We start from the raw sequence: 9,774 nt of genomic DNA, 5'->3' as shown, positions 1-9,774 counted from the left end.
TCGGGGATGACGTGGTGTGGTGGTGTCATCCGCAATGCTCCCGTACCGTCACCCACAACGTTCCCAATCCGTCATCCTCAACTCGATTGAGGATCCATAGCCCTCGGGCTTTGTAGCACTCCACATACTCCGCAGTTACGTCAGACGTCGAGCGTCTGACGCCAAGGGCATTCGCTGCCGCTCACACTGGATCCCCGATCGGGGTCGGGGATGACGTAGTGTTGGAGGGTCGGGGATGACGTAGTTTTTAGGGCGCGGCGATGGCGTAGTTTTGAGGTTGTCATCCTCAACGCTACCCAGTAATCCTCAATGTACAACCGCCGTCATCCTCAACGTTTCCAACCCGTCATCCGCAACGTTCCCAATCGGTCATCCTCAACGTTCCCACCCCGTCATCCTCAACTCGATTGAGGATCCAGCAATCTTGCACTTAAACCACCGGCGCTTTGCGCTTTGCTTTTTTGCGTGGCAAGCTGGTTTATCTTGCGCTTGAAGTGATTTTCCCTATGCCTGCTTTACTAAAAAATCCTCGTCGGCTGTTAGCCGTAGCATCGATTTATGTCGCCACGCTGTTAAGTCCCGCCTTGTTTGCCAGTGATCCGGTTATTGTGCCGGAGGCTGCCAGCGGTTTTAGCGATTCAAAGGTGGTTCACGCCAAGTCTGCGATGGCGGTAACCGCAAACCCTTACGCGACCGCCGCCGCGGATAAAATTTTGCGGGCTGGCGGTTCAGCTATTGATGCGGGTATTGCTGCGCAACTGGTTCTCGGGCTTGTGGAGCCGCAATCATCTGGCATTGGCGGTGGCGCGTTTATGCTTTTTTGGGACGCGAAGCAAAAGCAACTTAGTAGCTGGGACGGCCGTGAAACTGCGCCGCAGGCAGCTGACGAGGGCTATTTTTTGAAGGCTGACAATACCACGATGGGCTTCTTTGAGGCCGTTATCGGCGGGCATTCAGTTGGGGTTCCGGGCGTTATAGCCATGCTTGAAGACTCCCATAAAAAATTTGGCACGCTGCCTTGGGCCGATTTATTTGCACCTGCTATTGCGCTTGCAGATAAGGGTTTTTATATCTCGCCGCGCCTTCATACCCTATTGGTCAAAATGCCGAAGGTGGCAGTGAATCCAGAGATAAAACGCTACTTCTTTGATCGCAGCGGCAAACCAAAAGCCATCGGCACACGCCTGAAAAACCCCGCTTATGCGGCTACTTTAAAGAAGATCGCACGTCATGGCAGTGCTGTTTTTTATAAAGGTGAGATCGCAAAGAAAATTGTTAACGCAGTGGCATCAGACCCAAACCGCGCAGGTCAGCTTAGCGCTATAGATTTGGCAAACTACCAGGCAAAGCAAAGACCCCCGGTTTGTGCGACGTTTCGAGTTTATAAGATTTGCGGTGCGCCACCACCCTCGTCCGGTGGTACAACGGTAATTGCCATTTTAAAGATGATTGAAGCCGCAGAAGCCAAGGGCGCTAACTCGAACGACGTGGATTTCTACCACACATTTATTGAAGCCTCTCGTCTGGCATTTGCAGATCGTAATACCTATGTTGCCGATCCGGATTTTGTTGATGTGCCCACGCTAGGACTTGTTGATTCTGCGTATTTATCTCAACGAGCCACGCTTATTGATCCTAAAAAGCGCGCTATTTCGGTGGAGGCAGGCAGCCCACCGGCAGCACCAAAACATGCAATGAGTAACTCACCGGAGCTCCCCTCCACCAGCCATTTCAGTATTGTGGATGCTGCAGGGAATGTTCTGAGCATGACCACCAGTATCGAAACCGCGTTTGGTTCCCGCGTTTTTGTCGGCGGTTTTTTGCTGAATAACCAACTAACGGATTTCTCATTTACGCCTAAGAACACTGACGGCAGCCAGATTGCTAATCGCATACAGGCGGGTAAACGACCACGATCGTCGATGTCACCCATTATTGTGTTTAAAAATGACAAGCCGGTATTGGCCATTGGCTCGCCCGGTGGCGCGAGAATTATCGATTACGTAGCCGGCAGCCTATATCGTATTCTTGCTGACGGTGACGATATCGCAACGGCGATAAGCGCTGGGCATGTCATTGCCATGGGCGACACCACCGAGCTAGAAACCGGCCGGTTTACTAACGCGACAAAAAGTCAGCTTAAAAAACGCGGCCACCAGTTTACCGAAGGCGCTCAAACCAGCGGATTACACGGGATTTTGATTAAGGCTTCTGGTTTGGAAGGTGCTGCCGACCCACGTCGAGAGGGGCAGGCGTTGGGGTTTTGATGCGATTTTTCGACTGATGGCGGGGTTTCGGTAAGTCGGAAGTCGGGTGTCTGATGCTAAGGGCATTCGCTTTGCTCACACTGGATCCCCGATCGGGGTCGGGGATGACGAAGTGTAGCGGTGTCATCCTCAACGCTAACCCACCGTCTTCCTCAACGTTCCCAACCCGTCATCCTCAACTCGATTGAGGATCCATGGATCTCGGGCTTTGTAACACTCAACAATATACCGTGGTGAAGTCGGGCGTCTGACGTCAGGCGCTAAGGGCATTCGCTTCGCTCACACTGGATCCCCGATCGGGGTCGGGGATGACGGAGTTTTGGGGGGGTCGAGATGACTTGGTTTGGTATTGTCATCCTCAACCTCATCCGCCGTCATTTTCAACGTACCGCCACCGTCATCCTCAACCTCCTCCACCGTCATCCTCAACGTACCACCACCGTCATCCTCAACTTGATTGAGGATCCATAAACCTCGGGCCTTCCGCCACTACCGCACTGAGACTATGCCAGCGACATTTACGCACTATAGCGAAGTGTTTGATATTAAAAGTAAAAGCATTCGCTGTGCTCACACTGGATCCCCGATCGGGGTCGGGGATGACGTGGTTTTGGGGGGTCGGGGATGACGTGGTTTTGGAGAGTCAGGGATGACGGGGTGTAGCGGTGTCATCCTCAACGTACCACCACCGTCATCCTCAACTCGAGTGAGGATCCATAAACCTCGGGCTTTGTCCCGCGATGAACAATATTCAAATCGGCGTCGCTATCCTTTCACGCAGCAACCGCTTTTGACGCTTAGTCATTCACCGCTGGCACGCCTTACAAAATACGGTGGTGCGCTGCGCCAGTTTTATCTCTTGCAGTATTTTTGCGCAGTGACTACAAGCTAAGCCACCGCGCCCATACACTTGTAATTCTTGTTTGAAATAGCCTGGTTTGCCATCTCCGCCGACAAAGTCTTTCAAGGTTGTGCCACCTTGTAATATGGCTTTGTCTAAGACCTGTTTTATTCCGACAACTAGTCGGGTGTAGCGCGCCAAGCTGATGCTACCCGCCTCTCGAATGGGTGATATGCCGGCCATAAATAGGGCTTCGTTGGCGTATATATTGCCAACGCCGACCACAACGTGCGCGTCCATTAGGAAGCTTTTGATCGGCACTTTACGTTTTCTAGAACGCTTAAAAAGGTATTCCGCATTAAACTCTTCTAGCAGTGGTTCAGGACCAAGCTTGGCAAATAGTTTATGGCTTGACACATCGTCGCCAGAGATCCAAATAACCGCACCAAATCGTCGGGGGTCGGTGTAGCGCAGGGTCTGCCCATCGCTTAGCTGCCAATCTAGGTGGTCGTGTTTAGCAACCGGCGTATTGTCACTGACAAAATACAGTCGCCCCGACATACCAAGATGAATCACCAAATATCCGGTAGCCAAGCGCACTAAGACGTATTTCGCCCGACGCTCAACACTTAAGATTTCCTGGTTTACTAAGTAATCCGCTAAATTAGGATCGACCGGCCAGCGCAAGCGATGGTCTCGAACAATCACATTTTTAAAACGCCGCGTCACCAAATGGGGGGCGATACCACGTTTAACGGTTTCTACTTCGGGTAATTCAGGCACGACAATCTCAAACACAGTGGCGGGACAGCGATTGTATCGCAGCGTAGCGCTTTTCGTCATTCGGCAGGGGTGTTGGTCTCGAGGTCTATGGATCCTCAATCGAGTTGAGGATGACGGATGGGGAGTTGGCATTAGCACTCGAAGCCATCCCCGCTCCTTCGATGCGTCCTCGTCTCCGTCAATTCAAACCACGTCATCTCCATCAATTCAAAACCAAGCCCCTCGACTTCTCAAAACCACGAAATACCCGAATATTCAAAACCACGTCATCCCCGAATCCTCAAAACCATGTCATCACCGAACCCTCAAAACCACGTCATCCCCGACCCCGATCGGGGATCCAGTGTGAGCGACAGCGAATGCCTTTAACATTGGACGCCGGACGTTTAACTTCCGACGTCACTTCGGCGAATGCCTTTGTCCCCCGACGCCAGACGTCAAACACCCGACATACCTTATCCACAGCCGGTGACAAACGCCTTCCCACTAGCGACAATAGCGGCACGTCTTCATTTGAGTTTCTTATGCCTAATTCTGCCCCACTCGCTTATCTCGGTGTCGATACCGGCGGCACGTTTACTGATTTTGTGTTGTTTCACGATCAGCAGATTCGCTGCTTTAAGTGTCCATCGACGCCAGCAAGTCCGGAGCTAGCGATTTTGAACGGTATTCGTGAATTAGGTTTGCAGGATTTGATCGGGCAAGGCCGCCTCGTGGTCGTGCACGGTTCAACGGTAGCAACCAATGCGGCGCTGGAAGGCAAAGGCGCTAAGACGGTGTTTATTACCAACCGTGGTTTTGCCGATATGTTAAGCATTGGCCGCCAAACTCGTGAGGCTCTCTACGACCTGAAACCCAAAGCCAAGGCGATTCCTGTTGCCACCGAGCTTTGCTTGGAAACCGGCGGTCGCTTTGGCGCCGATGGCAGTATTGTTGAGCCGCTCAACCAACACGATATCGACACATTAATCAGTGAGATGGCCGTGCTCAAACCCGAGGCAGTGGCGATAAATTTATTGTTCTCGTTTATCAATCCCGACTTTGAAAAGGTGCTTGCCGCGAATATCCCCGACGGCATTTTTGTGTCGCGCTCCTCAGAGGTGCTGCCAGAGTACAAAGAATACGAGCGCGGCATGGCAACGTGGCTTAATGCCTGGCTCGGCCCAAAAGTAGCCCAATACTTGGCCAATTTGCAGGCCTCCTTAAACACCACGCCGATATCCGTGATGCAGTCATCCGGGGGTACAACAGACGCCGCCAATGCCTCGCAACGCGCGGTGAATTTATTACTCTCTGGCCCTGCCGGCGGGCTTGCCGCAGCAAAGCATCTAGGCGACACCTTGCAGCGCGCAAAATTAATGACCTTCGATATGGGCGGCACATCTAGTGATGTCGCCTTGATCAATGGCGACATCAAGCTGACCAATGAAGGTCGCATTGGCCCTTACCCAGTGGCAGTACCGATGGTGGATATGCACACCATTGGCGCCGGCGGCGGTTCCATTGCCTATCTCGACGAAGGCGGTATGTTGCGCGTGGGGCCGGAATCTGCGGGCGCCGACCCCGGCCCCGCGTGTTACAACAAGGGCGGAATAAGGCCCACCGTCACCGACGCCAATGTCGTGTTAGGGCGACTGCCCGCCAATGCGCGACTCGGTGGTACCATGCCGCTAAATAACGAGGCCGCGAGTCTAGCCGTGAGCGAGCTCGCCAATGCGCTTGGCGTCAGTATTGAAGACACTGCCGCAGGTATTATTGATATCGCCAACGAACATATGGTGCGGGCCTTGCGAGTTATTTCTGTGCAGCGCGGTCACGACCCGGAGGAATTTAGTCTCTGCTGTTTTGGCGGCGCAGGTGGACTCCATATTTGCGCATTGGCTGACGCCTTAGGTTGCCCTGAGATCATCGTACCCAACTACGCCGGTGTTTTTTCCGCGCTAGGTATGCTGTTGGCCCCCCGCGAGCGGCAACTTTCGCGCACCATCAATACCGGACTCACGGATCTTGATAAGCACGTTTTGCGGCAATCATTGGACGAGCTCGCAGATACCGGTCGCCAGCAATTAGAGGCTGAGGGCATTGATTCTGCGCAGATAGTCGCCCACCCCTCGGTCGACCTTTGCTATGTGGGTCAATCTTATACTCTCAATTTGGCGTGGCAGGACGACATAGACACTCTTCAGAATGCCTTTCATCGCGCTCATCGCGATCTCTATGGACACGAGCTCGACATTCCTATTCAGCTAATCAATATTCGGCAAGCCGTGCGCGCAGATACCCTCGCAATAACGCTGCCGGATATCCTCAATAACACGCCAGCTGAGGCGCTCGACACACAAACCGTAATGATGGCCTCCACCGAAAACCGCCTAGAGAAAAATAGCCAGGTGCCGCGCTATGAACGCGCACAGCTTGCTTGCGAGCAAGTTATTCGCGGTCCAGCGCTCATCAGTGATGCCGTTGCCACGCTTTGGCTGGAACAGAAATGGCAAGCTAAGGTGGATCGCCAAGGTCACTTATTGCTAAGTCGACTCCACTAATTTTATCTTTATGCGGCCAAAATCTGCGACAAGTCCGAACATGACAACAGGCAGTGAATGCCGGTACAGTGGACGCAGAGTTACATCGGGTCGCAGAGCATGACGGATACGTCTAGCAACAATCACATTCACAATCCCCTGTTCGATCGTGGCATCACCCACGACGGATTGGAGCTAGTTCGCGATCGATTTTTAAAGCTTAATCGCGAACGCATGCTTCGCACTCGGACCGCCCTGCTACCTCGCCAACAAATATTCTTAGACTTGCTGCCGCTGCTCATTCACATAAACCATCCCATCTTACCTGGGTATAACAGCCAGAGTGCGCCCTGCGGAATCGACGGCTACCAACCCGACACGCTGACGCTGGAGCGGGTGCGCAAAAACATTGCCCGCAGCATGGAATACCGGCCAGAAGATCAATCCCCACCGCTGATTCACAGCGTTTTCCTGATGGGTTCCTGCGGTACGGTCGCGCAAGCAGAAGATTCTGATTTAGACGTTTGGCTTTGTCACCACGCGACTATCGATGAAATCGGTTTAGAAAAGCTTTATCACAAAGCGGGTGCCATTACCGAGTGGGCGAAAACTCTGGGCCTGGAAATCCATTTTTTTCTGATGAACAACGATCAGTTTCGGCGGGGCCAGCGCGATCAGCTCAGCGCCGAATCCGCCGGCACCAGCCAGCATTTTTTACTGCTGGATGAGTTTTACCGCAGCGCACTGCTCGTTGCGGGGCGCTATCCGATTTGGTGGCTGGTGCCGCCAGAGGAAGAGGTGAATTACCAGGAGTACACCGCACTACTGCATTCGCAGGGCTTTGTGGGACCTGACGAGTCGATTGATTTCGGCGGTGTTTCCGACATCCCCGCCGGTGAGTTTATAGGTGCCGGTGTTTGGCAGTTGTATAAAGCGATTAGCTCGCCGTACAAGGCGGTACTAAAACTACTTCTAACGGAGGTTTACGCCCGCGATTTCCCCCGAGTACTGCCACTTTCAGTCAGCCTTAAGCAATCTATTCACGACGGTATTACCGACGCCGACACCCTCGACCCCTATGTCATGGTGTATCAACGATTAGCAAATTATCTACAAGAACGAAATGAGTTTGACCGCCTGGAGCTAGTTCGCCGCGCCTTTTATTTCAAGGTTGGTATTCACCTGTCGCAGCTCAATATCAGCAACACCACATGGCGGCGCCAGCTGCTGGAAAAATTAATCCGCGAATGGCAGTGGCCGCCGGAGCAACTGCTTAACTTAGATACCCGCAACCGCTGGAAACTGCGCCGAGTGCGAGAGGAGCATCGGTTCTTGGTGGCAGAGCTTACTAATAGTTATCGCTTTTTGCAGGACTTTGCCCAGCGAAGCAAACGCCCCGCCTTGATTAAATCGCAAGAAATGACCCTGCTCGGTCGAAAACTTTATGCCGCCTTTGAACGCAAGCGCAATAAAGTAGAGTGGCTAAACCCCGGCATTGCGCCAGATTTGTCAGAAGAACAATTATTTTTCCACTCCTCCGGATTCGGTAGCCAGCGTCGCTGGGCGGTGAGCACCAGCGCCCGCCACGACTTTGAAGCAGACGCCATTCTGCAGGAACACGACCATCTTAGCGGCTTGCTTTGCTGGTGTTACTGCAATGGTCTGATTAATGATTACAGTCGGCTGCGGCTAAATGGAAAACAGGACGGTGTTAACGAATCGGATTTGCGACGTTTAGCCGATCATCTCTGCAAGTACCTACCCCGCCGCGCCTACGCTGCCGACCCCGACAAACACGAATTCTTTAATCGCCCCAAGGTGCCAGAAACACTACTGCTGTATCTTAATTTGGGCCAACATGCACTCAATGCCTTGGGAGCGGCGGGGCTTAGTAAGCACACCAATAGCTATCCAATTGATCAAATTGAAATCGTCATTATCAATAGCTGGGGCGAAGTCGCGACCTTAGCTTACACGGGCACAGAAACCGTATTAGATGCGTTTAGAACCTATCAGCAACTCATGGTGGCCGCTTCCCGCGGCAGTCACCCACCCAGTATTCACGCACTGTCTTTTAATGATACCGACGACAGATTATTGAAACGCAGCCAACATCTTCCTAAATTGTTGTATCGCGCTTTTTATACCAAACCTGCAAATAAACGCCTTGTTATTAAACTGAGCAGCGGCTTCTATATTTTGCAGTCCAAAAATGACGAGCTACACAGTATTTTTGCCAGCAATTACGCCACACTGATCCAATGCTTAGGCCGCGGTCAACGCGAGTATAGCCCAGTGATCCTGGATCGCTACTGCGTACCCAACACCGCGCTGGCCGCCATTATTAATACCGCCAGTAGACCCGACTGCTACCTATTCTTCCACCGCATTGGCGATAGCGCCGAGCTATTTTTGCGCGATGAGCGCGGCTCGCTACATCACAGCAACGCCGCATTTACCAGTGTCGAGGCACTGATTCAACCACTACTCGCCTTTCTCCACGAATGTAAAAAGGAGCAGGGCAGCAAGCATCAATTTCACGTATTTGAATTGCACCAGGAAAATGAAGCATGGTCTTGTGAGCCAATCACTGACTTTGATGATCCGATAGATAAAGGAGCTCACAATACACCCCAGCTTCATCTTGAAGCCCTAGCACAAACCCAGGACGCTGGTCGCTTGGTGTTTGATATGCGCTGCAATGACCAACTATTTAGCTACGCTCATGCGGGACAAAAGCTATTCGACGAACTGGCCGAACAACTGCAACTGCTCAATAAACAACCACAGCACTACCAACTAAACCGCATAGACCTCAGCATGATGCTACCGCAGCAAACCTGCGTTTACATGCGCTATAAGCAGCATATTGAGGAGATATTGAATACCTCCGTGCTGGCGCACGCTTTTGGTTCACCGGACGTCTGACGTCTGGTGTCGAACGCTAGTGGTTCGTCGGAGCCCGGGCGTTGGTGCTTGGCCGGATACTGGTGCCTGGTCAGATGTTGGTGCCTGGTCAGTTGTCGGGCGTCTGGTGTCGGAGGCTAAAAGCATTCGCTGCCGCTCATCTGGATCCCCGATCGGGGTCGGGGATGACGTGGTGTGGTGGTGTCATCCGCAATGCTCCCGTACCGTCACCCAAAACGTTCCCAACCCGTCATCCTCAACTCGATTGAGGATCCATAGCCCTCGGACTTTGCAGCACTCCACATACTCCGCTTTACGTTAGACGTCTGGCGTCCGACGCTAGAAGCATTCACTGCCGCTCACACTGGATCCCCGATCGGGGTCGGGAATGACGTAGTATGGTGGTGTCATCCGCAATGCTCCCGTACCGTCACCCAAAACGTTCCCAATCCGT

General features: G+C 52.7%; 5 protein-coding genes. 4 read left to right on the top strand and 1 reads right to left on the bottom strand.

Features of this window, described 5'->3' with window-relative positions:
* Window positions 1-506 precede the first annotated feature (506 nt).
* A complete protein-coding gene (ggt, locus tag AAC007_RS17175) occupies window positions 507-2,267 on the top strand; it encodes a gamma-glutamyltransferase (protein ID WP_339678436.1) in 1,761 nt (586 codons plus the stop codon).
* Window positions 2,268-2,600: 333 nt separating this feature from the next.
* A complete protein-coding gene (locus tag AAC007_RS17170) occupies window positions 2,601-2,738 on the top strand; it encodes a hypothetical protein (RefSeq protein ID WP_339678434.1) in 138 nt (45 codons plus the stop codon).
* Between the two features lie 334 nt (window positions 2,739-3,072).
* On the opposite strand, the gene mutM is transcribed toward AAC007_RS17170, so the two are convergent.
* Window positions 3,073-3,891, bottom strand: coding sequence for a bifunctional DNA-formamidopyrimidine glycosylase/DNA-(apurinic or apyrimidinic site) lyase (mutM, locus tag AAC007_RS17165; RefSeq protein WP_296435083.1), 819 nt, complete (start codon window positions 3,889-3,891; stop codon window positions 3,073-3,075).
* A 359-nt stretch (window positions 3,892-4,250) separates the two neighbouring features.
* Here mutM and AAC007_RS17160 point away from each other — a divergent pair, with 359 nt between their 5' ends.
* Both AAC007_RS17160 and AAC007_RS17155 read left to right on the top strand, forming a co-directional pair.
* Window positions 4,251-6,434: a hydantoinase/oxoprolinase family protein gene (locus AAC007_RS17160; protein ID WP_296435072.1), complete on the top strand. Its 2,184-nt coding sequence runs from the start codon at window positions 4,251-4,253 to the stop codon at window positions 6,432-6,434.
* Window positions 6,435-6,533: 99 nt separating this feature from the next.
* On the top strand, window positions 6,534-9,341 hold the full coding sequence (locus tag AAC007_RS17155) for a class I adenylate cyclase (protein WP_339678430.1): 2,808 nt from the start codon (window positions 6,534-6,536) through the stop codon (window positions 9,339-9,341).
* The last annotated feature ends 433 nt before the right edge of the window (window positions 9,342-9,774 follow it).

The sequence above is a fragment of the uncultured Zhongshania sp. genome (genome assembly GCF_963975605.1).
GTDB lineage: Bacteria > Pseudomonadota > Gammaproteobacteria > Pseudomonadales > Spongiibacteraceae > Spongiibacter > Spongiibacter aquimaris.
Note: the sequence above shows the minus strand (reverse complement) of the source record. Positions and strands in the feature narration are given on the sequence as shown.